Source organism: Streptomyces clavuligerus, from assembly GCF_005519465.1.
Classification (GTDB): Bacteria; Actinomycetota; Actinomycetes; order Streptomycetales; family Streptomycetaceae; genus Streptomyces; species Streptomyces clavuligerus.
The window spans coordinates 3,349,575-3,371,568 of the sequence record NZ_CP027858.1 but is presented as its reverse complement, the minus strand read 5'-3'; the positions used below and the strand labels follow the sequence as shown (position 1 = coordinate 3,371,568).

Here is a 21,994-nt window from a genome sequence, read left to right as displayed (position 1 = left end):
CCTGATCCCTATGCCGACACCACTCCCCGAGCTGCCCATTCGCCGTCTCACCGTGGACGATCTCCCGTCCTGCGTCGATCTCGCGGAGAACCGAGGGTGGCAACGGGAGGAACACCGGTGGGGGCTGTTGCTCGCGGCCGGAACCGGTTACGGCATCGACGACCCCGTGGACAAGGGGCTGGCGGCGGCCTGCGTGGTGACCTCGTACGGCCCCCGGCTCGCGGCCGTGGGGATGGTGCTCGTCGCCGAGCAGTACGCGCGGCAGGGCATCGGCCGTCGTCTGATGCGGCATGTGCTGGCCGAGGCCGGGGACACCCCGGTCACCCTCCATGCGACCCCGCTCGGCCGACCGCTCTACGAGCAGCTCGGCTTCTCCGCCACCGGGCGGGCGGAGATGGTCTGCGGGCACTTCCGCGCGAACGGGGCGGACGGCAGGGACAGCGGGAAGGGCGGGGCGGTGACCACCCGCCCGGCCACCGCGGAGGACCTTCCGGCGATCATCCGGCTGGACAACGAGGTCTTCGGGGTGGACCGCACCCATCTGATCACGCGGCTCCCGGCCTTCGCCGACCAGATCCGGGTGGCGGAGCAGGGCGGTCTGCTGACCGGGTACGCGGCGGCCTGGCCCAATAGGGAGACCCATGTCGTGGGCCCGCTGGTCGCCGAGACCACCGAGACGGCGAAGGCCCTGGTCAGCTCGGTGGCGGCGGCCACGGACCGGCCGCTGAGGACCGATGTCGATGTGCGTCACACGGAATTTCTCGACTGGCTGAAGGCACACGGGCTGGAGTCGGTGACGTTCAACACCGTCATGAACCACGCCCAGGACGATCTGCCGGGGGACTGGACCCGCCGCTTCGCCCCGCTGTCGATCGCCATGGGCTGACCGGCCGGCCACCCTCGGGTATTTGCATACGCGGACTTTTGCGGATGTCGTCTACCCTGGGGATACGCCGCTGGGGCGTGGAGGAGGACAGAGATGGCCGTGACCGATCCCTCGCTCACCGGGCTCGCCCAGGGCTGGTGCGCCCTCTCCCTGCTGCACGGAAAGATCGAGACCCGGGTGGGGCGTGCCCTGGAGAAGCGGCACGGACTCAGCATGCGGGAGTTCTCCCTGCTGGACGTCCTCAGCCGACAGCACAGCGGCCCCGGCGGCCATCTCCAGATGAAGGAGGTCGCCGAGGCCGTGGTCCTCAGCCAGAGCGCCACCACCCGCCTGGTGACCCGGCTGGAGGACCGCGGTCTGCTGCGGCGCTATCTCTGCGACACCGACCGCCGGGGCATCTACACCGATGTGACCGAGGACGGGCTGACCCTGCTCGACGCGTCCCGTCCCACGCACGACACCGCTCTGCGGGACGCCTTCGACGAGGCGGCGGAGAACCCCGTCCTCGCTCCTCTGGTCCGGACGGTCCAGGAGCTGCACGCCCCGGCGGAGACCGGTTCCTGAACCCCGGGCATCACCCCTGGGACGGGTCGGGGAAGCCCCGCCAGCCCTCGGCGTCCACACCGCCGGGGACCCCGGCGCCGGGCTCGTAGGGCTCCCGGGTGAAGACGAAGGACCCCACGTCGAGATGGCGGACCGAACCGTCCTCCCGGCGCACCACCCGCAGCGTCTCCCCCGCGTGGTAGCCGTTCTGCCCCGTCCAGGTGCCGTCCTGTTCCGGGGTGAAACGGGCGCCCCGGCCGGAACCCTTCAGCGGCTGGAGCTCCAGCGCCCGGCCGGGAAGCAGCCGCAGCGCATACGTGTACGTCCCCCAGTACCAGGGGCCGGTCAGCGCCAGCAGCTCCGGATCAACCCCGGCCAGCGGCTTCCAGGGGGCGGGCAGCGGCGGCTCGGCCTCCGCCACGATCCGTACGAGGTCGGCGGCGACCGCCGGGACGGCGGGTCCCGAGGTGGCATTGGCGAGCGCGACCGCGGCGATCCGGTCCTCCACGCTGAACCAGAGTCCGGCGAGGAAGCCCGGCAGTGAGCCGCTGTGCCCGGCCAGGGTGCGGCCGTCGGCCCGGACGACCTGGAGCCCCAGACCGTAGGCGCTGTCCCACTCGCCGTTCTCCGCGGGCGTGGACGGCGTCCTCATCTCGCGCACCGAGGACGCCCCGAGCACCCGGTCGTCCCCCTCGGCCAGGAAGACGGCGAACCGGCAGAGGTCGGTCACCGTGGACCAGAGCCCTCCCGCCGGGGTCATCAGCCCCAGGTCCGCGCAGGGTTCGGGGAGCAGCACATCCGCCCAGGGGTGCACCGCCCAGCCCTCGGCGGCGGGCGCCTCGGGCCTGAGGCCGGTGCGGGTGAGCCCCAGGGGCTGAAGGATCCCGGTGCGCAGCGCCTCCTCCCAGGGGACACCACGGACCGCCTCGACCAGGGAACCCAGCACGGTGTAGCCGGGGTTGGAGTAGTGGAAGCGCCGTCCGGCGGGGTGGATCGGGCCCTCGCCGAGCACATCGGCGAGTCCGGGCCGGAGCGTGCCCGGGGTCCGCTCCCACCAGGGTCCGGGCGACTCGGCGCGCAGCCCGCCGCCGTGCCCGAGGAGCTGGGCGATCGTCACCGGCCCCAGCCCCGTGCCCGGCAGGTGCCGCTCCACCGGGTCGTCCAGGTCGAGCAGCCCCTCGTCACGGAGGCGCAGCACCAGGACGGCGGTGAAGGTCTTGGTGATCGAGCCCATGCGGTACTGCGTCTGCGCCGGCCGGAATCCGTCCGTCTCGGGACAGCCCCCGGTCCACGCGAGCTGCCCGTCGCGCGCGACTCCGGCGACCAGGGAGGGGCTGCGGCCCGTGGACTGGGCGGTGGCGACGCTGGTCAGCAGGGCCCGCTCGGTGGCGGGCAGCAGAGTGGTCACTGATGAGGTCATGGAGCAGGTCTATCGAAGTCCCCGCACCGCACCGTCCGCCGGGTCCCGGAGCTGCGGGGGCCGTACTCATCGATCCCGCTGTCACGTGATCGCGCGGAGGCGCGACAGGCATGCGCCGACGAAGGCGGGATAGGTGTCCCAGTAGTACGCCACCCCGCTGACTCCGACGGCGATGGCCCACGCCCGGGCACGCGACCACGTCACGTCGTCGAGGCTCATGGCGTCCCAGTACGCCTGTCGGGCCCCGGGGGGCAGATCCCACACAGGCGCGTGCTCGGCGTCGGGAAAGCCGACCGAGAGACACCCGAAGTCGATGACCGCGTGCAGCTTCCCCTGCTGAACCAGAAGGTTGGTGGGTTTGAGGTCGCCGTGGAGCCATACCTGCCGGCCGGACGGCTCGGGCAGGGCGAGCGCACTCCGCCACAGGTGCCGCAGGTACGCGAGGTCGAGGTCGAGACCCGGGATCGTCCCGCAGGTGTCGAAGTACTCGCTGATCCACCGGTCGCACGCTCCCAGGCCACCCCCGCGGTACCAGCTGAGCCCGCCCTGCCGCACAGCTCCCATCAGAGGGACGGAGTGCAGCCTCTGCACGGTCGCCGCCAGGTCGGCCCCGAAGGCGGGCCAATCGGTGACCGATCCCGGGCCGGCCTCGTCACCGTCGATCCAGCGGTAGACCGACCAGGCGAGCGGAAAGGCGGAACTCGGGGTACCGGCGTGCACCGGCTCCGGGATGCGACAGGGAAGATGCGGCGCCAGCCGCGGCAGCCACGTCTGTTCCTTCTGTACGGCCTTCGCGTTGTCCGGCGTGCGCGGCAGCCGTATGAGCAGATGGCTGCCGAGCCGGTACATGGTGTTGTCCGTGCCCGCGCCGGCCGGGGAGACGGGGAGGTCGGCCCACTCCGGTCGCTGCTCCCGCAGCAGCGACCGGACGACCGCCTCATCCACACCGATCTCGTTCTCATGAAGTGTCACGGTGACAGCCTTCTGCCCGGGCTCCGCCTCGGCCAGTGAATTACCCGGGCGGTCGGCTCAGGTCTGGGCCATGTCCACGAAGCGCGAGTAGTGGCCCTGGAACGCGACCGTGATGGTGGCGGTCGGGCCGTTACGGTGCTTGGCCACGATCAGGTCGGCCTCGCCCGCGCGCGGGGACTCCTTCTCGTAGGCGTCCTCGCGGTGCAGCAGGATCACCATGTCGGCGTCCTGCTCGATGGAGCCCGACTCACGCAGGTCGGAGACCATCGGCTTCTTGTCGGTGCGCTGCTCGGGGCCACGGTTCAGCTGGGAGAGCGCGATCACCGGGAGCTCCAGCTCCTTGGCGAGCAGCTTGAGGTTACGGGACATGTCCGAGACCTCCTGCTGCCGGCTCTCGGCGCGCCGGGAGCCGCCGGACTGCATCAGCTGGAGGTAGTCGATCACGACCAGTTTCAGATCGTTGCGCTGCTTCAGCCGACGGCACTTCGCGCGGATCTCCATCATCGAGAGGTTCGGGGAGTCGTCGATGTAGAGCGGCGCCTGCGACACGTCCGGCATCCGGCGGGCGAGCCGGGTCCAGTCCTCGTCCGTCATGGTGCCGGAGCGCATGTGGTGCAGCGCGACGCGGGCCTCGGCGGACAGCAGCCGCATCGCGATCTCGTTCCGCCCCATCTCCAGGGAGAAGATCACGCTCGGCAGGTTGTTCTTGATCGAGCAGGCCCGGGCGAAGTCCAGGGCGAGCGTGGACTTGCCCATCGCGGGACGGGCGGCGATGACGATCATCTGGCCGGGGTGGAGGCCGTTGGTCAGCGAGTCGAAGTCGGTGAAGCCGGTGGGTACCCCGGTCATCTCACCGCTGCGGGAGCCGATCGCCTCGATCTCGTCGAGCGCGCCCTCCATGATGTCGCCGAGCGGCAGATAGTCCTCGCTGGTGCGCTGCTCGGTGACCGCGTAGATCTCCGCCTGGGCCGAGTTGACGATCTCGTCCACGTCGCCGTCGGCCGCATAGCCCATCTGCGTGATCTTGGTACCGGCCTCCACGAGACGCCGGAGCACCGCCCGCTCGTGGACGATCTCGGCGTAGTACGAGGCGTTGGCCGCCGTCGGCACCGACTGGACGAGGGTGTGGAGGTAGGAGGCACCGCCGACGCGGGTGATCTCCCCCCGTTTGACCAGCTCGGCGGCGACGGTGATGGGGTCGGCGGGCTCGCCCTTGGCATAGAGGTCGAGGATGGCGGTGTAGACCGTCTCATGGGCCGGACGGTAGAAGTCGTGGCCCTTGAGGACCTCCACGACATCGGCGATCGCGTCCTTGGAGAGGAGCATGCCGCCGAGGACCGACTGTTCGGCGTCGAGGTCCTGGGGCGGCACCCGCTCGAAGCCGGGGGAGCCGCCGTCCCAGCCCTCGGAGTCCCTGCCCCGGTCGTGCTGGTCGTCCCGGCCGGAGCGCTGGTCCCCGCGCCGCTGACGGGAGACGGGCAGACGGTCGCCGGGGCCGCCTTCGGCCGCCCAGGGGTCGTCCAAGGGCTCGGAGACACTCACCCGGGCCACCTCCTCCCGTCCGCTCAGCGGACCTCGCCGTGCCCCCTCTTTCTACGGCACAGGACTGACAAAACGAGTGGCCCAACTCCGCTTCCGGCGCGTCGGGCGAGGGTCCACGGTAGGGCCCCGGGCACCGTCAGCCAATCTGGTTATCCACAGGCCATGTGGATGAGCGCCCCGATGCTGTGGAGAACTCCCCGGAACCTGTGCATGGAGCGGGGGACAGTGCTGTGGACAAAATCATGTCACGCCCGGGAGGACCCCTCTGACCAGCGAGTCTTCCATCCACGGCCTGTGGGGGAGAAAAACTTTTCCCCGGGGGCCAAGATCGCGACAAACGAGACGCCCCGGAACCGGCGCTTCGATGAGAAGTAATAGCCACACACGGTTTGCATCTATTACCTGTGGACGATTACCTTGAGCCCATGACCCAGGCCCCCACCTCCCCGAAGGCGCTCCGGCGGCGGCACGACCGAGAGATCGTCTCGCTCGCCCTCCCCGCCTTCGGAGCGCTGGTCGCCGAACCCCTCTTCGTCATGGTCGACAGCGCCGTCGTCGGCCACCTCGGCACCGCCCAGCTCGCCGGGTTCGCCATCGCGGCCGCCCTGCTGATGACCGCCGTGAGCGTCTGTGTCTTCCTCGCCTACGCCACCACGGCCGCCGTCGCCCGGCGGGTCGGCGCGGGCGATCTCGGTGCCGCCATCCGCCAGGGCATGGACGGCATCTGGCTGGCCACCCTCCTCGGAGCCGCCCTGGTGGCCCTGACCCTGCCCGCCGCGCCCGCGCTGGTGGACATCCTCGGGGCCTCCGACACCGCCGCCCCCTACGCCGTCACCTATCTCCGCATATCCAGCCTGGGCATCCCCGCCATGCTGATCGTGCTGGCCGCCACCGGCGTACTGCGCGGCCTCCAGGACACCCGCACTCCGCTCGTGGTCGCCGGGGCCGGTTTCGCCGCGAACGCCGTCCTCAATGTGGGCCTGGTGTACGGGGCCGGACTCGGCATCGCCGGTTCCGCCTGGGGCACCGTGATCGCACAGTGGGGGATGGCCGTCGCCTATCTGATCGTGGTCATCCGCGGGGCCCGGCGCCACCGTGCCTCCCTGCGTCCCCATGCGGCGGGCATACGGGCCAGCGCCCGTGCCGGAGCCCCCCTGCTCGTCCGCACCCTGTCGCTGCGGGCCGTGCTGATGATCGCCACCGCCGTCGCCGCCCGGATGGGGGACGACCAGATCGCCGCCCATCAGATCGTTCTCTCGCTGTGGAGTCTGATGGCCTTCGCCCTGGACGCGATCGCCATAGCGGGCCAGGCGATCATCGGCCGCTGCCTGGGAGCCGGGGACGCCCAGGGAGCACGGCAGGTCTGCCGCCGGATGGTGCAGTGGGGCATCGTCTTCGGAGGAGTCATGGGCATGCTGCTGGTGATCTCCCAGCCGCTGTTCACCCCGCTGTTCACCGACGACCCCCTGGTCCAGGACGCCCTGCTGCCGGCCCTGCTGGTCGTCGCGCTCTGCCAGCCCATCGCCGGAGTGGTCTTCGTCCTCGACGGTGTCCTGATGGGAGCCGGTGACGGCCCCTATCTGGCCTGGGCCATGCTGGCCACCCTGGCCGTCTTCGCCCCGGTCGCCCTGCTGATTCCCGCCCTCGGCGGCGGGCTGACCGCGCTGTGGTGGGCGATGACACTGATGATGGCCGTCCGGCTGGCCACCCTGTGGCTCCGTGCCCGCTCGGGGCACTGGATCGTCCTGGGCGCCACCCGCTGAGCCTCACGGCTCCTCCCGAAAGAGACTGTTTCACGTGAAACCGAGCGTTTCACGTGAAACATCGAGGCGTTCCGGAGCAAGGCGCATCTCAGAGCAGAGGCACGTCTCGGAACAACGGGAAGGGCCGTACCCCCCGGGGTACGGCCCTTCCGTGCGTTCACACGCGTGCGCTCAGACGCTGCCTCAGGCGGCGACGACCTCGATACCGAAGGTCGCGGCAACCTCGGGGTGCAGACGCACGGACACCTGGTGCGAGCCCAGGTTCTTGATCGGCGAACCGAGCTCAACGCGGCGCTTGTCGACCTCGGGGCCACCGGCGGCCTTGATCGCCGAAGCGACGTCGGCCGGGGTGACGGAGCCGAAGAGACGGCCGGCGTCGCCGGAGCGAACGGCCAGACGGACCTTCACGCCCTCGATCTTGGCCTTGACCTCGTTGGCCTGCTCGATGGTCGCGATCTCGTGGATCTTGCGGGCGCGGCGGATCTGCGCCACGTCCTTCTCGCCGCCCTTGGTCCAGCGGATCGCGAACCCGCGCGGAACAAGGTAGTTACGGGCGTAGCCGTCCTTGACCTCGACGACATCGCCAGCGGCACCGAGACCGGTGACTTCCTGGGTGAGGATGATCTTCATGATGCTGTCACCCTTCCCTTATCGCGCGGTGGACGTGTAGGGCAGCAGCGCCATCTCACGGCTGTTCTTCACGGCCGTGGCGACGTCACGCTGGTGCTGAGTGCAGTTGCCGGTCACGCGGCGGGCACGGATCTTGCCACGGTCGGAAATGAACTTCCGCAGCATGTTCGTGTCCTTGTAGTCCACGTACACGGTCTTGTCCTTGCAGAATGCGCAGACCTTCTTCTTCGGCTTGCGCACAGGCGGCTTCGCCATGATGTATCTCCTGTGTGATCAAGAAGTTGGGAGTGCGAGCACCCCGAAGGACCGAAGGGGTCCTTAGAAGGGGGGCTCGTCCGAGTAGCCGCCGCCGGAACCACCGGAGCCACCGGAGCTTCCGCCCCAGTTGCCTCCGCCGCCCTGCTGGCCGCCGGACGGCGCACCGGTCGCCCACGGGTCGTCGGCGGGTGCACCGCCGCCGCCCTGCTGGCCACCACTGGGGGCACCGCCCCAGTTGCCGCCCTGCTGGCCGCCGCCACCGCCGCCGTAGCCACCCTGGCCACCACGTCCGGTGGTCTTGGTGACCTTGGCCGTGGCGTTCTTGAGGCTGGGGCCGACTTCTTCGACGTCCAGCTCGTAGACCGTGCGCTTCACGCCCTCGCGGTCCTCGTACGACCGCTGCTTCAGCCGACCCTGCACGACGACACGCATGCCGCGCTGGAGGGACTCGGCGACGTTCTCCGCCGCCTGACGCCAGACCGAGCAGGTCAGGAAGAGGCTCTCGCCGTCCTTCCACTCATTGGTCTGACGGTCGAAGGTGCGGGGGGTGGACGCGATACGGAACTTCGCGACCGCCGCACCCGACGGGGTGAAGCGCAGCTCGGGGTCGTCGACAAGATTGCCGACGACCGTGATGACGGTCTCGCCTGCCATGGGTGAACCTCTCGGCGGGGATTGCTTCTGGCTGCTTGCTGCTACTCAAGCCCGATGACTGCTGAGCGGAGAGCTCAGTGGGTCTCGGGACGGAGGACCTTGGTCCGGAGGACCGACTCGTTCAGGTTCATCTGCCGGTCGAGCTCCTTGACGACCGCGGGCTCGGCCTGCAGGTCGATGACCGAGTAGATGCCCTCGGGCTTCTTCTTGATCTCGTAGGCGAGACGACGACGGCCCCAGGTGTCGACCTTCTCCACCTTTCCGTTGCCCTCACGGACGACGGAGAGGAAGTTCTCGATCAGCGGGGCGACAGCGCGCTCCTCCAGATCGGGGTCGAGGATGACCATCACCTCGTAGTGACGCATGTGGAACCCACCTCCTTTGGACTCAGCGGCCACGGGCGTTCCGTGGCAGGAGGGTCGTAATGCGTAAGCACCGGGCGCCTGAGCGCAACAGCTGGGGGTCGCCCCTCACCGACAGTGACGGACGTCCGGCTCTGGCCTGGGCAGACACCGGTGCAGACCGTACAGAGTACCCGCAGAGACGCGTGCGGTTGAAATCCAGTGCCCGGCGGAAGCAATCTGTACACATCGGGTGCGCACGGCGCTACGGAGCGCCGTGCTCCGGCAACGCCAGGAGGTGCCACATGGCACAGGCCATGCGACGTCAGACATCCCTCTTCGCCACGGACGGCAAGCCCCACCCCCTCCAGGACACCCTGGCCGCGGTGACGCTCGTCCTGGGCGCCCTCGCGCTCATCACCTCGCTCTTCCACCATCTGCACCTGGTCAGCTCCTGGGCGGGCCTGCTGGGAATCCTCACCGGGGGCTACGGCCAGTTCATCTCGGTGACGACACGTGAGCGCACGGCCCTGGTCATCGGTCTGGGCGCCTCCGCCGTCGGCTTCTTCCTCGGCATGGCGCACGGCGGGCTCTTCGGCGGCGTCATCGGCGGCTGATCCGGCACTGCCCCTGGATGGCCGCGTGGTCGGAGGGCCACGCGGCCATTCGGGCTGTTCCACCCGCCCAGTAGGCTTCGGCGCGAGAGCTGGAGCCCCAGACCCATGGGGACACACCTGCCGAGGAGCGCCCCGCATGAGCCTGACCCTGAGGACCATCAGCCGAGAGCAGCATCTGGCGTACATCCAGTCCCTGCCAGCGGCCAGTCACTGCCAGGTTCCGGCGTGGGCCGATGTGAAGACGGAGTGGCGTTCGGAGAACCTCGGCTGGTTCGACCGCACCGGACAGCTCGTCGGCGCGGCTCTGGTTCTCTACCGCCAGCTTCCCAAGATCAAGCGCTACCTCGCCTACCTCCCCGAGGGACCGGTGATCAACTGGTACGCGCCGAACCTGGAGGACTGGCTCCAGCCGATGCTCGCGCACCTCAAGCAGCAGGGCGCCTTCTCCGTGAAGATGGGGCCCCCGGTGGTCATCCGCCGCTGGGACGCGCCCGCCATCAAGTCCGGCATCCAGGACCCGGAGGTGAAGCGGCTGCGGGACGTGCAGGCCACCCATATCGAGCCGCGCGCCTTCGAGGTGGCCGACCGGCTGCGGAAGATGGGCTGGCAGCAGGGTGAGGACGGGGGCGCCGGCTTCGGCGACGTCCAGCCCCGGTACGTCTACCAGGTGCCGCTGGCCAACCGTTCGCTGGACGATGTCCACAAGGGCTTCAACCAGCTCTGGCGACGCAACATCAAGAAGGCCGAGAAGGCCGGTGTCGAGGTGGTCCAGGGCGGCTACTACGACCTTGAGGAGTGGCAGCGCCTCTACGAGATCACCGCGGTCCGTGACCGCTTCCGGCCCCGTCCGCTCTCGTACTTCCAGCGCATGTGGACGGTCCTCAACACCGAGGACCCCAACCGGATGCGGCTCTACTTCGCCCGGCACAACGGGGTGAACCTCTCGGCGGCCACGATGCTCGTGGTCGGCGGCCATGTCTGGTACTCGTACGGGGCCTCCGACAACATCGGCCGCGAGGTCCGGCCCTCGAACGCGATGCAGTGGCGGATGCTGCGGGACGCCTACGCGATGGGCGCCACCGTCTACGACCTGAGGGGCATCAGCGACTCCCTGGACGAGACCGACCATCTCTTCGGTCTGATCCAGTTCAAGGTCGGCACCGGCGGCGAGGCCGTCGAGTACGTCGGCGAGTGGGACTTCCCGCTCAACAAGCTCCTGCACAAGGCGCTCGACATGTATATGTCCCGCCGCTGACCCGGGGGCGACGTCCGGCGACCGCCGGCCGTCGGGTGGACACGGGCCCTCACGGCGCCCGCGCCCACCCCGTAACCTCGTAGATCCCGTCCATTTCGCACAGACTCCCGATACACCGCAGTCATCAGAAAGGTTCCGGGCCGGCCATGGCGCTCTCCCTGTATGTCGACACCGCACGCTGGCGGGCCCACCAGAAGTCCGTGATCGACCAGTTCCCCGGACTGGTGCCGGTCTGCAAGGGGAACGGCTACGGCTTCGGCCATGAGCGGCTGTCGGAGGAGGTCAACCGCTTCGGCACGGACATGCTGGCCGTGGGCACCACCTATGAGGCGGCCCGGATCAAGGACTGGTTCGGCGGCGATCTCCTGGTGCTCACCCCCTTCCGCAGGGGCGAGGAGCCGGTGCCGCTGCCCGACCGGGTCGTCCGTTCCGTCTCCTCGGTGGACGGGGTCCATGCCCTGGTCGGAGCGCGGGTCGTCATCGAGTGCATGAGCTCCATGAAGCGCCACGGTGTGCTGGAGCACGAGCTGCCGCAGCTCACGGCGGCCATCGACAACGTCCGGCTGGAGGGATTCGCCCTCCATCTGCCGCTGGACCGCACCGACGGCTCGGACGCGGTCGAAGAGGTCATCGCGTGGATGGACCGGCTGCGGGCCGCCCGGCTGCCGCTGCACACCATGTTCGTCAGCCATCTGCGCGCCGATGAGCTGGCCCGGCTCCAGCAGCAGTTCCCGCAGACCAGGTTCCGGGCCCGTATCGGCACCCGGCTGTGGCTCGGCGACCACGACTCGACCCAGTACCGCGGCGCGGTCCTCGATGTCACCCGGGTCGCGAAGGGCGACCGTTTCGGCTACCGGCAGCAGAAGGCGGCCTCCGACGGCTGGCTGGTCGTCGTCGCCGGGGGCACCTCCCACGGGGTCGGCCTCGAAGCCCCGAAGGCGCTGCACGGGGTGATGCCGCGGGCCAAGGGCGTGGCGCGGGCCGGTCTGGCGACCGTCAACCGCAATCTCTCGCCGTTCGTGTGGGCGGGCAAGCAGCGGTGGTTCGCCGAGCCTCCGCACATGCAGGTGTCGATCCTGTTCATCCCGTCCGACGCGCAGGAGCCCCGGGTCGGTGACGAGCTGGTGGCGCATCTGCGGCACACCACGACGCAGTTCGACCGGCTGGTCGACCACTAGGGCAGGTCAGGGGGCTCCAGGGCCTCCTCCGACCGCGGACCCGGCCCCGGAAAGCCCTACGACGGCTCCCGGGGCGTCCCGGGCTTTCCCGCGATCTTCGTGTTCCCTGCGGTCTCGGTGGTCTCCGGGTCCGTCTCCGGGCTGCGGTCCGGCCGCACGGCCGCGCCGTCCGGTTCCGCGGCAGGTCCCGTCCGCACCGGGTCGCCGGACGGCACGGGCCCCGCGGGCCGTACCGGACCCGGCCCGGAGGCGCCCGCGGGCTCGACGCCCCAGCTCACCGCCGGGCCTCCGAGCGGCCCGGCCCCGGCGGGTGCCCTCCGTGCCAGGGTGAACCGGTCCGGGGCGCCGTCGAGCACCCCGCCCGACGGATCGTCGGCGCCGTCCTGCCGTACTCCGTCCCGGTCGGGCCGCAGGATATCGCGCACCACGACCGCGCACAGATACAGCGTTCCCACCAGATGCGCCACGACGGCCAGGTGGTAGCCCTCGGCGGGCAGCCCCTGGTTCTTCCCGCCGGTGGTGAACGCGAGGTACATCCAGATCCCCAGGAAGTACAGGACCTCGCACGCCTGCCAGATCAGGAAGTCGCGCCAGCGCGGGCGGGCCAGCGCGGCGAGCGGGATCAGCCATAGGACGTACTGCGGCGAGTAGACCTTGTTGGTGAGGATGAAGGCCGCGACGATCAGAAAGGCGAGCTGCGCGAAGCGGGGGCGCCGGGGCGCAGACAGGGTGAGCAGGGCCATACCCGCGAAGATCAGCACCATGAGCAGCATCGCGTAGTTGTTCGCCGTCTCCGGGTCGAGCGCGGAGTCGGTGCGCTGCTGGAGGACCAGCCAGAGGGAGCCGAAGTCGACCTGGCGCTCCTGGCTGAAGGTGTAGAACTTCTTCCACCCCTCGGGAGCCCCGATCATCACCGGCAGATTGACCGCGAGCCAGGTCCCGGCGGCGGCGAGGGAGGCCGTGAGGAACTCCCGCCACCGCCCGGCCCGCCAGCAGAGCAGCAGCAGCGGGGCGAACAGCAGCGCCGGATAGAGCTTGGCGGCGGTCGCCAGGCCGATCAGCACCCCGAAGGCCACCGCCCGGCCGCGGGACCACATCAGCATCGCCGCGGCGGTGAGCGCGACGGCCAGCAGATCCCAGTTGATCGTGGCGGTGAGGGCGAAGGCGGGGGCGAGGGCGACCAGCAGCGCGTCCCAGGGGCGGCGGCGATGGGTCCGGGTCACACAGACGGCGATGACCGCGGTGCAGATCATCAGCATGCCCGCGTTGACCATCCAGTACATCTGCTGCTGTTCCTGGAGGGTGCCGTCGGACAGGTCGAGCCAGGAGGCGATCTGCATGAAGAGCCCGGTCAGAACGGGATACTCCAGATACTCCATGTCGCCGGTGAGGCGGTCGAAGTACGGAAGGAGACCGTCCGAGAAGCCCCGGCCCACATAGAGGTGCGGGATGTCGGAGTAGCAGGCGTGGGTGTACTGGGAGTTCGCGCCCCGGAACCAGGCCCAGTTGTAACAAGGCAGTTTCTGCACCATGCCCAGCGCGAACATGCCGATGGCCACCAGGGCGACGACCCGTACAGGGGTGGCGGAGCCGCCGGGTGAGCGCCGGGCCCAGCGTCCTGCCGGACCGCCGATGAGTTCACTGCCGGACGCCGCGACGGAGTCCCGCCGGGTGGGCCGGACGTCCGGCCGGTCGTCGTACACGCTCGTCTCTTCTGCGCTGGGCATGGTGCTCATCCTGCCGTACGGAGGGAAGGGCGGGAGCGCTGTCCGCGGGGGCGGATACGGGCGAGGGCCGCCGCACCGGGCGCCGCCTGCGTACACGGGGTACGGATGGCGTGCGCCGGGTGCGACGGCCCTCATGGCCGGTCCGGCCCCGCTCCGGCACACGGGGCCACAGGGCCGCGCGGGTGTCGGAGGGGCTGCGGGTGCTACTCCCTCGGGGCGCCCCAGAACCCGTTCGGGCCGGGGGCGGGTTGTCCGTCGTTGTCCCCGGTGTCTCCGTCACCCGGTCCGCCGGGGTCGCTCGACTCCGAGTTGGTGGGACTGGGGCTGCTGGGCTTGCCGCAGTCCCACTCCCAGGCGGGGCAGGAGGACGTGGCGGACGCCGTGGGGCTCGGGATGGTCGGCGGCTTCTCGGACGTGCTCGCCGTCGGGGAGGGGGAGGTCGGCTCCTCGGTCTCCTTCGGCGGCGGGCTGCTGTCCGGCTCGTCGGAGGCGGAGGCCGTGGGGCTCGGGGGCGGGCTGATCGCGCCGGCGCCCCAGACGGTCTCGCCCATGGGCACCGGCTTCGGGAACCGCTCCGTGGGCTCTCCCTTCAGGACCGCCTGCATGTACGCCTGCCAGATCTCCGACGGGAACGAGGCGCCATGGATCTTCATCTGGCCGCCGGTGCCGTACATGACCTCGAAGCCCCGGTTGGCGACCTTCTCGTCGTCGTTCAGCCGGAACATGTCGATCGCGGTCGAGAGCTGCGGGGTGTAGCCGACGAACCACGCCGACTTGTTGCCGTCGGTGGTACCGGTCTTCCCGGCGACGTCACGGCCCGAGATCTGGGCGTTGGTGCCGGTGCCCTTCTCGTTGTCCTCGACGACGTCCCGGAGCACATCGGTGACGTTGTCGGCGATCTGCGGGGAGAACGCCTGCTTCGGTGAGTCCTTGTGCTCAAAGATCACCGCGCCGCGCTTCTTCACCTTCTGCACCGAGTACGGGTCGCGCTGGGTACCGCTGGCGGCGAAGGTGCCGTAGGCGGACGCCATCCGGATCGCGCTCGGGCTGGAGATACCGAGGGAGAACGACGGGACCTCGGCCTTCTCCAGCGAGGAGTCCAGCAGACCCGCGTCGATGGCCGCCTTGCGCACCTCGGGAACGCCGACATCCATGCCGAGCTGCACATACGAGGAGTTCGCGGAGACGATCATCGAGTCCCGCAGGGTGATCTCACCGTGGGACAGATTGCCGTCGTTGACCTGCCGGAAGTCGTTGCCCGCCTCGTCGCGCCAGATCTCGCCGTTGTATCTCTTGATCACCTGTCGGTCGTCGGCCCGGTAGATGCTCTTGTCGGGGTCGACGATCGTGCGCTGCTGCGCGGTCTGGACGGGGCCCAGCTTCGGGTCGCGCTTTCCGTCCCGCAGGGCGGCGGCGAGCACAAAGGGCTTGAAGGTCGACCCGACCTGGGCACCGGTCTCGTTGGCGTTGTTGGCGAAGTGCTTGGTGGCGTCCTCACCACCGTAGATGGCCACGATCTTGCCGGTGTCCGGCTCGACCGAGGCGCCGCCGAACTGGACATGCGTGTCCGTCTTCGGGCGCTTCTTGGGGTCGATGTTCTTCGCGTAGACGTCCTCGACGGTCTTTTCGAGGATCCGGATCTTGGCCTTGTTGAAGGTCGTGTGGATCTCGTAGCCGCCCTGCGCCAGGTCCTTCTCGTCGATGCCCTGGTTGTTGTTGACGAGGAAGTTCTGCTTGGCGAGGTCGACCAGATAGCCGACCTGACCGCCGAGCTGTGCGCTCTTCTTCACCGGCTTGGGCATGGGGAAGCCCTTGTCGATGAACTTGTCACGCTCCGTCGCGGACAGGTGCTTGTCCTTGACCATCTCGTCGAGGATCCAGCGCCAGCGCTTCTCCGCGCGCTCCCGGTTCCGCTCCGGGGTCGCGGCGGGGTTGAGCTCCGGGGCGCCCGCGGGGTCGAAGAGCGTCGCCCCCTTGAGCAGCGAGGCGAGCACCGCGGACTCGCTCACGTTCAGATCCTGGGCGTCCTTGCCGTAGTACGTCCGGGAGGCGGCCTGTATGCCGTGGGCGTTGCGGCCGTAGTACGAGGTGTTCAGGTACCCGGTGAGGATGTCCTTCTTGTCGACCGTGCTGTCGATCTTGATGGAGATGAACAGTTCCTTGAACTTCCGGCTGAAGGTCTGGGACTGATCGTTGAGCCGGGCGTTCTTCACATACTGCTGGGTGATGGTCGAGCCGCCCTGGGTGTCCTGGCCCTTGGCCATGTTCACCATCGCGCGGGTGATACCGCGCGGGTCGATGCCCGAGTCCTTCCAGAAGGTCTTGTTCTCCGCCGAGATGACGGCGTTCTGCATGACCTTCGGGATCTGGCTGATGTCGATGTTCTGCCGGTTGACCTCACCGCCGGTCGCCGCCATCTGGGTGCCGTCGTCCCAGTAGTAGACGTTGTTCTCGGCCTCGGCCATCTTGTCGGGGTCCGGCACGTCCACCCATGCGTAGGCGAGGGTGGCCGCGGCCATCAGACTGCCGATGAAGCCGAGGCAGAGGCCGCTCACCAGCTTCCAGGAGGGCATCCAGCGGCGCCACCCGTACTTGCCCCGGCGCGGGTAGTCGATCAGCCTCTTCTTGCCGGGACGGCCGTCGTCAGGGCCTCCGTGGCCACCGCCGCGGCGTCCGCCGCCCGGGCCGCCATGGCCGCCGTGACCGGCTCCCGCGCCGTTCTGTGTCCGTCTGCGGCCACCGCGGCGCGCGGCGCGGCGGGCCTCGGCCCGTCCGCCGTAGGGTCGCTCCGGCTCACCGTACGGCCCGGGGGGAGAGCCGGATTCGGCTTCCTGGTGCGGGGCCGCCCGGCGGCCGGAGGACTGCTGGGCACGCCTGGCTGCCGCACGCCCGCCACCTTGGGGCTGCGGCGGTTTGCGACGGTGCTCGCTCATCGAACAACTACTCCTCGGGCAGGCGCGTACGCCTGGAAGCGGCAGTGGTGGTCCGGTACCCCCGAAATGGATACGGGCGAGTCCCGCGGAGGACTCAACCGCTGTGCATCCACGGTGATGACGCCTGAGGGCGGCACACGGTTCCCGGTGGTCTGCATCCGCACAGACTACGCACGCTCAAATCACTCCGGATCTCGAAGTTCACCCCAAAACAGGCAAGTTGCTCCGTATCAATTGACGATGTGACGCCGTTCACGATGACCCCTCTTGTCGCAGCAGAACCACCGGCCTATCGTGCTGATGTATCGAGTCGATACATCAGCACGGCATAAGCAGCCGGAACGGTGAAGGAGCGCCATGGTGAGCAGACGCTCGGGCATCCTTGAGTTCGCCGTACTCGGCCTGCTCCGTGAGGCTCCGATGCACGGGTATGAGCTGCGGAAACGGCTCAATACCTCACTGGGGATCTTTCGAGCGTTCAGCTACGGGACGCTCTACCCCTGCCTCAAGATGCTGGTCGCCAACGGCTGGCTGATCGAAGAGACGGGCAGCGCTCCCGAGGAAGCCCTGTCCGCTTCACTCGCAGGGCGCCGCGCCAAGATCGTCTACCGGTTGACGCCGGACGGCAAGGAGCGCTTCGAGGAGCTCCTCGCCCACACCGGGCCGGACAGCTGGGAGGACGAGCACTTCGCCGCCCGCTTCGCCTTCTTCGGACAGACGGAGCGCGAGGTGCGGATGCGGGTCCTGGAGGGCCGCCGCAGCCGGCTGGAGGAGCGCCTGGAGAAGATGCGGGCCTCACTGGCCCGCACCCGGGAGCGCGTGGACGGCTACACGCTGGAGCTACAGCGCCACGGCATGGAGTCGGTGGAGCGCGAGGTGCGCTGGCTGAACGAGCTCATCGAGAGCGAGCGGGCGGGGCGGGACCAACGGCGGTCCCCCTCCGACGGCTCCGCTCAGCAGGACGACAGAACCGGGCCGTCGGGCGGCCTGCCCCGGGACAGGGGTGACGCGTCCCCCGGAGGAACCTCCTCCGGGCCCGCCACCCCGCCGGATACGTCCGACGGACCCGTCAACTGAGACCTCGCGGTCGCGGGGTCTCATCCGAGATCACACAGGGAGCAACCGGAATGGGTTCGGTTCGCGTAGCCATCGTCGGCGTGGGCAACTGCGCCGCCTCGCTGGTCCAGGGCGTCGAGTACTACAAGGACGCCGACCCGAGCAGCAAGGTGCCGGGTCTGATGCACGTCCAGTTCGGCGAGTACCACGTCCGCGACATCGAGTTCGTCGCCGCCTTCGACGTGGACGCCAAGAAGGTCGGCCTCGACCTCTCGGACGCCATCGGCGCCAGCGAGAACAACACCATCAAGATCTGCGATGTGCCGAACACCGGCGTCACCGTGCAGCGCGGCCACACCCTCGACGGTCTCGGCAAGTACTACCGCGAGACCATCGAGGAGTCCCCCGAGGCCCCGGTCGACGTGGTCCAGATCCTCAAGGACCGCCAGGTCGACGTGCTGGTCTGCTACCTGCCCGTGGGCTCCGAGGACGCGGCGAAGTTCTACGCCCAGTGCGCCATCGACGCCAAGGTCGGCTTCGTGAACGCCCTCCCGGTGTTCATCGCCGGTACCAAGGAGTGGGCGGACAAGTTCACGGAGGCCGGTGTCCCGATCGTCGGCGACGACATCAAGTCCCAGGTCGGCGCCACCATCACGCACCGTGTGATGGCGAAGCTGTTCGAGGACCGCGGAGTCATCCTGGACCGCACGATGCAGCTGAACGTCGGCGGCAACATGGACTTCAAGAACATGTTGGAGCGGGAGCGCCTGGAGTCGAAGAAGATCTCCAAGACGCAGGCCGTCACCTCGCAGATCCCCGACCGTGAGCTGGGCGAGAAGAACGTCCACATCGGTCCCTCCGACTACGTGGCCTGGCTGGACGACCGCAAGTGGGCGTACGTCCGCCTGGAGGGCCGTGCGTTCGGCGACGTCCCGCTGAACCTGGAGTACAAGCTGGAGGTCTGGGACTCCCCCAACTCGGCCGGTGTCATCATCGACGCCCTGCGCGCCGCGAAGATCGCCAAGGACCGGGGCATCGGCGGTCCGATCCTCTCCGCGTCCTCCTACTTCATGAAGTCCCCGCCGGTTCAGTACTTCGACGACGAGGCGCGGGAGAACGTCGAGAAGTTCATCGCGGGCACCGTCGAGCGCTGAGCCACCGAGGCCGGTTCCCGTACGCTCCTCGGTCGTCGATGAGCGTGCGGCGATGACGGCCGCCCCGGTCCGGACGGCCGGAACTGCCAAGATCTGAGTCCGGTCATCGGCTGCTGTGCCAGAGAGGGTCCCCGGGTCATCGCCCTGGGGGCCCTCCGCGTATGTGACGCTTGACCGCATGCCCGTCGTCAGTGATCTTCGCGCTCTGCTGCGTCTGACCGGCTTCCGCCGACTGCTGACGGTGAGGCTGCTCTCCCAGTCGGCCGATGGCGTCTACCAGGTCGCCCTCGCCACCTATGTGGTGTTCTCCCCGGAGAAGCAGACCTCACCGGCGGCCATCGCCTCCGCCATGGCCGTACTACTGCTGCCCTACTCCCTGGTCGGCCCGTTCGCCGGTGTTCTGCTCGACCGCTGGCAGCGACGACAGGTCCTTCTCTATGGGGGCCTGCTACGGGCCGCGCTCGCGGGCGGAACCGCCGTCCTGATCCTTGCCTCCGTGCCCGACTGGCTCTTCTACGCCTCGGCCCTCACGGTGACCGCGGTCAATCGCTTCGTCCTGGCCGGACTCTCCGCGGCACTGCCCCGGGTCGTCGACGAGGAGCGTCTCGTCGTCGCGAACTCCCTCTCCCCGACCGCCGGGACCCTGGCCGCGACCGCGGGTGGCGGGCTCGCCTTCGTGGTGCGGCTGATCTCCGGCGACGCCGGACACTCCGACGCCGCCGTGGTGCTGCTCGGCGCCGCCCTCTATCTCTGTTCGGCCCTGGCGTCCCTGCGCATGGCCCGTGAGCTGCTGGGGCCCGACCTCGGCGGCTCGCAACCGGGCCTGGGCGCCGCCATCGCCTCCACCGCCCGCGGCCTGGCGGGCGGGGTCCGACATCTGGCGGAGCACCCGGTGGCGGCGCGGGTACTGGCCTCGATGACGCTGATGCGCTTCAACTACGGAGCCTTGACCGTCATGGTCCTGATGCTCTGCCGCTACGCCTGGTACGAGAACGAGGAGGACGGGCTCGCCCTGCTGGGTCTGGCCGTCGCGGTCTCCGGTGCCGGTTTCTTCGCCGCCGCCGTTCTGACCCCCTGGGCCGTCGGCCGTCTGGGACGCCCCGGCTGGTTGGTGCTCTGTGCCACTGCGGCAGCCGTACTCGTACCGGCCCTGGGACTGCCCTTTGCTCCGGCCCCGACCCTGGTCGCTGCCTTCGTTCTGGGGTTCATCACGCAAGGGTCGAAGATCACCACCGACACCGTCGTCCAGACCTCGGTGGACGACGCCTACCGGGGGCGGGTCTTCTCCCTCTACGACGTCCTGTTCAATGTCGCCTTCGTCGGCGCCGCCGCCATCGCGGCGCTACTCCTCCCCTCCGACGGCAGGTCGGTGGAGCTGGTCGCTCTGGTGGCGCTGATCTATGCGGGGATCGCCCTGACCCTGAACCACTGGCGACGGACGGGCGGAGTCCGCTGACCCTCGCGATGTTTCACGTGAAACATCGCGAGGGTGTTTCACGTGAAACACCGAGGGGTCGGGGTCATGTTTCACGTGAAACATGACCCCGACCCCTCGCGGATGCTTCAGGCTCTCCGGCCGCTCCAGCCGGTAAGGGCCGGCGTCACTGCTCGTTCTGCGCGGCCCACCAGCTCCTGAGCGCGGCGATGGCGGCCTCTTCCTCCATGGGGCCGTTCTCCAGCCGCAGCTCCAGCAGATGGGCGTACGCCTTGCCGATCACCGGCCCCGGGCCCACCCCCAGGATCTTCTGGATCTGGTTGCCGTCGAGGTCGGGCCGGATGGCGTCCAGCTCCTCCTGCTCCTTCAGCTCGGCGATCCGCACCTCCAGACCGTCATAGGTCCGGGAGAGCGCCGCCGCCTTGCGCTTGTTCCGGGTGGTGCAGTCCGAGCGGGTCAGCTTGTGCAACCGGTCCAGCAAAGGGCCGCCGTCGCGGACATAACGCCGCACCGCCGAGTCGGTCCACTCTCCACTCCCGTAACCGTGGAAGCGAAGATGCAGCTCCACCAGCCGTGAGACGTCCTTGACCAGCTCGTTGGAGTACTTGAGCGCGGTCATCCTCTTCTTGGTCATCTTGGCGCCCACCACCTCGTGATGGTGGAAGGAGACCCGACCGTCGCTCTCGAAGCGGCGCGTCCTCGGCTTGCCGATGTCATGGAGCAGCGCGGCCAGGCGCAGCACCAGGTCGGGCCCGTTCCCCTCCAGCGCGATGGCCTGCTCCAGCACGGTCAGGGAGTGCTCGTAGACATCCTTGTGCCGGTGGTGCTCGTCGCTCTCCAGCCGCAGCGCGGGCAGTTCGGGCAACACCTGGGCGGCGAGACCGGAGTCCACCAGCAGGGCGAGTCCCTTGCGCGGATGGGCGGAGAGGATCAGCTTGTTCAGCTCTTCGCGCACCCGCTCCGCGGAGACGATCTCGATCCGTCCGGCCATGTCCTTCATGGCCTCGACGACCTCGGGTGCCACATCGAAGTCCAGCTGGGCGGCGAACCGGGCGGCCCGCATCATCCGCAGCGGGTCGTCGGAGAAGGACTCCTCCGGGGTGCCCGGGGTCCGCAGCACCTGGGCCGCGAGGTCCTCCAGACCGTTGTGGGGGTCGATGAACTCCTTCTCCGGCAGCGCGACAGCCATCGCGTTCACAGTGAAGTCACGGCGGACGAGGTCGTCCTCGATCGAGTCGCCGTAGGCCACCTCGGGCTTGCGGGAGGTCCTGTCGTACGCCTCGGAGCGGTAGGTCGTGACCTCGATCTGGTAGCCGCCCTTCTGGGAGCCGACCGTGCCGAAGGCGATACCCACGTCCCAGATCGAGTCCGCCCAGGGGCGCATGATCCTCAGGACGTCCTCGGGGCGGGCATCGGTGGTGAAGTCCAGATCGTTGCCGAGCCGACCGAGCAGGGCGTCCCGCACGGAGCCGCCGACCAGGGCAAGGCGGAATCCCGCCTCCTGGAAACGGCGGGCGAGATCGTCGGCCACCGGCGCTACCCGCAGTAGTTCCGCGACCGCGCGGTGCTGCACCTGGCTCAGGGGGGTGGAGGTGTTGTCATTGGCGTTCGGCACAACAGAACAGGGTAC

General features: G+C 69.2%; 19 protein-coding genes. 9 read left to right on the top strand and 10 right to left on the bottom strand.

Features of this window, described 5'->3' with window-relative positions:
* Positions 1 to 10 precede the first annotated feature (10 nt).
* Together CRV15_RS14135 and CRV15_RS14130 are read left to right on the top strand one after the other, a co-directional pair.
* A complete protein-coding gene (locus CRV15_RS14135; protein WP_003956545.1) occupies positions 11 to 886 on the top strand; it encodes a GNAT family N-acetyltransferase in 876 nt (291 codons plus the stop codon).
* A 93-nt stretch (positions 887 to 979) separates the two neighbouring features.
* Positions 980 to 1,450: a MarR family winged helix-turn-helix transcriptional regulator gene (locus CRV15_RS14130; RefSeq protein WP_003956543.1), complete on the top strand. Its 471-nt coding sequence runs from the start codon at positions 980 to 982 to the stop codon at positions 1,448 to 1,450.
* Between the two features lie 10 nt (positions 1,451 to 1,460).
* Here the strand turns inward: CRV15_RS14130 and CRV15_RS14125 are convergent, their stop codons facing one another.
* The 3 genes from CRV15_RS14125 to dnaB all read right to left on the bottom strand — a co-directional run bounded on the left by CRV15_RS14125 (position 1,461) and on the right by dnaB (position 5,345).
* Entirely contained in the window at positions 1,461 to 2,849 is a 1,389-nt protein-coding gene (locus CRV15_RS14125; protein ID WP_003956542.1) for a serine hydrolase domain-containing protein, read from the bottom strand.
* A gap of 81 nt (positions 2,850 to 2,930) precedes the next feature.
* Entirely contained in the window at positions 2,931 to 3,821 is an 891-nt protein-coding gene (locus tag CRV15_RS14120; RefSeq protein WP_003956541.1) for an aminoglycoside phosphotransferase family protein, read from the bottom strand.
* 57 nt (positions 3,822 to 3,878) lie between these two features.
* Positions 3,879 to 5,345, bottom strand: coding sequence for a replicative DNA helicase (gene dnaB, locus CRV15_RS14115; protein WP_174391426.1), 1,467 nt, complete (start codon positions 5,343 to 5,345; stop codon positions 3,879 to 3,881).
* Between the two features lie 443 nt (positions 5,346 to 5,788).
* Here dnaB and CRV15_RS14110 point away from each other — a divergent pair, with 443 nt between their 5' ends.
* The gene (locus tag CRV15_RS14110) at positions 5,789 to 7,126 is read left to right on the top strand and encodes an MATE family efflux transporter (protein ID WP_003956536.1); all 1,338 of its coding nucleotides are present in this window, start codon (positions 5,789 to 5,791) and stop codon (positions 7,124 to 7,126) included.
* Positions 7,127 to 7,309: 183 nt separating this feature from the next.
* On the opposite strand, the gene rplI is transcribed toward CRV15_RS14110, so the two are convergent.
* The 4 genes from rplI to rpsF all read right to left on the bottom strand — a co-directional run bounded on the left by rplI (position 7,310) and on the right by rpsF (position 9,033).
* Positions 7,310 to 7,756, bottom strand: coding sequence for a 50S ribosomal protein L9 (gene rplI / locus CRV15_RS14105; RefSeq protein ID WP_003956535.1), 447 nt, complete (start codon positions 7,754 to 7,756; stop codon positions 7,310 to 7,312).
* Positions 7,757 to 7,774: 18 nt separating this feature from the next.
* Positions 7,775 to 8,011 carry a 30S ribosomal protein S18 gene (gene rpsR, locus CRV15_RS14100; RefSeq protein ID WP_003956534.1) on the bottom strand — a complete coding sequence of 79 codons (237 nt, stop codon included), beginning with the start codon at positions 8,009 to 8,011 and terminating at the stop codon, positions 7,775 to 7,777.
* Between the two features lie 63 nt (positions 8,012 to 8,074).
* Positions 8,075 to 8,668: a single-stranded DNA-binding protein gene (locus tag CRV15_RS14095; protein WP_003956533.1), complete on the bottom strand. Its 594-nt coding sequence runs from the start codon at positions 8,666 to 8,668 to the stop codon at positions 8,075 to 8,077.
* A gap of 74 nt (positions 8,669 to 8,742) precedes the next feature.
* Positions 8,743 to 9,033: a 30S ribosomal protein S6 gene (gene rpsF / locus CRV15_RS14090; RefSeq protein WP_003956532.1), complete on the bottom strand. Its 291-nt coding sequence runs from the start codon at positions 9,031 to 9,033 to the stop codon at positions 8,743 to 8,745.
* A gap of 281 nt (positions 9,034 to 9,314) precedes the next feature.
* On the opposite strand from rpsF, the gene CRV15_RS14085 reads away from it, so the two are divergent.
* The 3 genes from CRV15_RS14085 (at position 9,315) to CRV15_RS14075 (ending at position 12,059) form a co-directional block, all read left to right on the top strand.
* Positions 9,315 to 9,626 (top strand): hypothetical protein, encoded by a 312-nt coding sequence (locus CRV15_RS14085; RefSeq protein ID WP_003956530.1) that lies wholly within the window; start codon positions 9,315 to 9,317, stop codon positions 9,624 to 9,626.
* Between the two features lie 136 nt (positions 9,627 to 9,762).
* On the top strand, positions 9,763 to 10,881 hold the full coding sequence (locus tag CRV15_RS14080; protein WP_003956528.1) for a lipid II:glycine glycyltransferase FemX: 1,119 nt from the start codon (positions 9,763 to 9,765) through the stop codon (positions 10,879 to 10,881).
* Between the two features lie 146 nt (positions 10,882 to 11,027).
* Complete coding sequence (locus CRV15_RS14075; RefSeq protein ID WP_003956526.1) at positions 11,028 to 12,059, top strand: alanine racemase; 1,032 nt, start codon at positions 11,028 to 11,030, stop codon at positions 12,057 to 12,059.
* A 56-nt stretch (positions 12,060 to 12,115) separates the two neighbouring features.
* Here the strand turns inward: CRV15_RS14075 and CRV15_RS14070 are convergent, their stop codons facing one another.
* Positions 12,116 to 13,786 (bottom strand): glycosyltransferase family 87 protein, encoded by a 1,671-nt coding sequence (locus CRV15_RS14070; RefSeq protein ID WP_078564457.1) that lies wholly within the window; start codon positions 13,784 to 13,786, stop codon positions 12,116 to 12,118.
* Between the two features lie 203 nt (positions 13,787 to 13,989).
* Positions 13,990 to 16,719: a transglycosylase domain-containing protein gene (locus CRV15_RS14065; RefSeq protein ID WP_230864145.1), complete on the bottom strand. Its 2,730-nt coding sequence runs from the start codon at positions 16,717 to 16,719 to the stop codon at positions 13,990 to 13,992.
* A gap of 360 nt (positions 16,720 to 17,079) precedes the next feature.
* Between CRV15_RS14065 and CRV15_RS14055 the strand changes: the two genes are divergently transcribed.
* The 3 genes from CRV15_RS14055 (at position 17,080) to CRV15_RS14045 (ending at position 20,385) form a co-directional block, all read left to right on the top strand.
* Positions 17,080 to 17,796: a PadR family transcriptional regulator gene (locus tag CRV15_RS14055; protein ID WP_003956521.1), complete on the top strand. Its 717-nt coding sequence runs from the start codon at positions 17,080 to 17,082 to the stop codon at positions 17,794 to 17,796.
* A gap of 50 nt (positions 17,797 to 17,846) precedes the next feature.
* Positions 17,847 to 18,929 (top strand): inositol-3-phosphate synthase, encoded by a 1,083-nt coding sequence (locus tag CRV15_RS14050; protein WP_003956520.1) that lies wholly within the window; start codon positions 17,847 to 17,849, stop codon positions 18,927 to 18,929.
* 178 nt (positions 18,930 to 19,107) lie between these two features.
* Positions 19,108 to 20,385, top strand: coding sequence for an MFS transporter (locus tag CRV15_RS14045; protein WP_003956519.1), 1,278 nt, complete (start codon positions 19,108 to 19,110; stop codon positions 20,383 to 20,385).
* Positions 20,386 to 20,530: 145 nt separating this feature from the next.
* Here CRV15_RS14045 and CRV15_RS14040 read toward each other — a convergent pair whose 3' ends face one another.
* The gene (locus CRV15_RS14040) at positions 20,531 to 21,979 is read right to left on the bottom strand and encodes a CCA tRNA nucleotidyltransferase (protein ID WP_003956517.1); all 1,449 of its coding nucleotides are present in this window, start codon (positions 21,977 to 21,979) and stop codon (positions 20,531 to 20,533) included.
* Positions 21,980 to 21,994 lie beyond the last annotated feature (15 nt).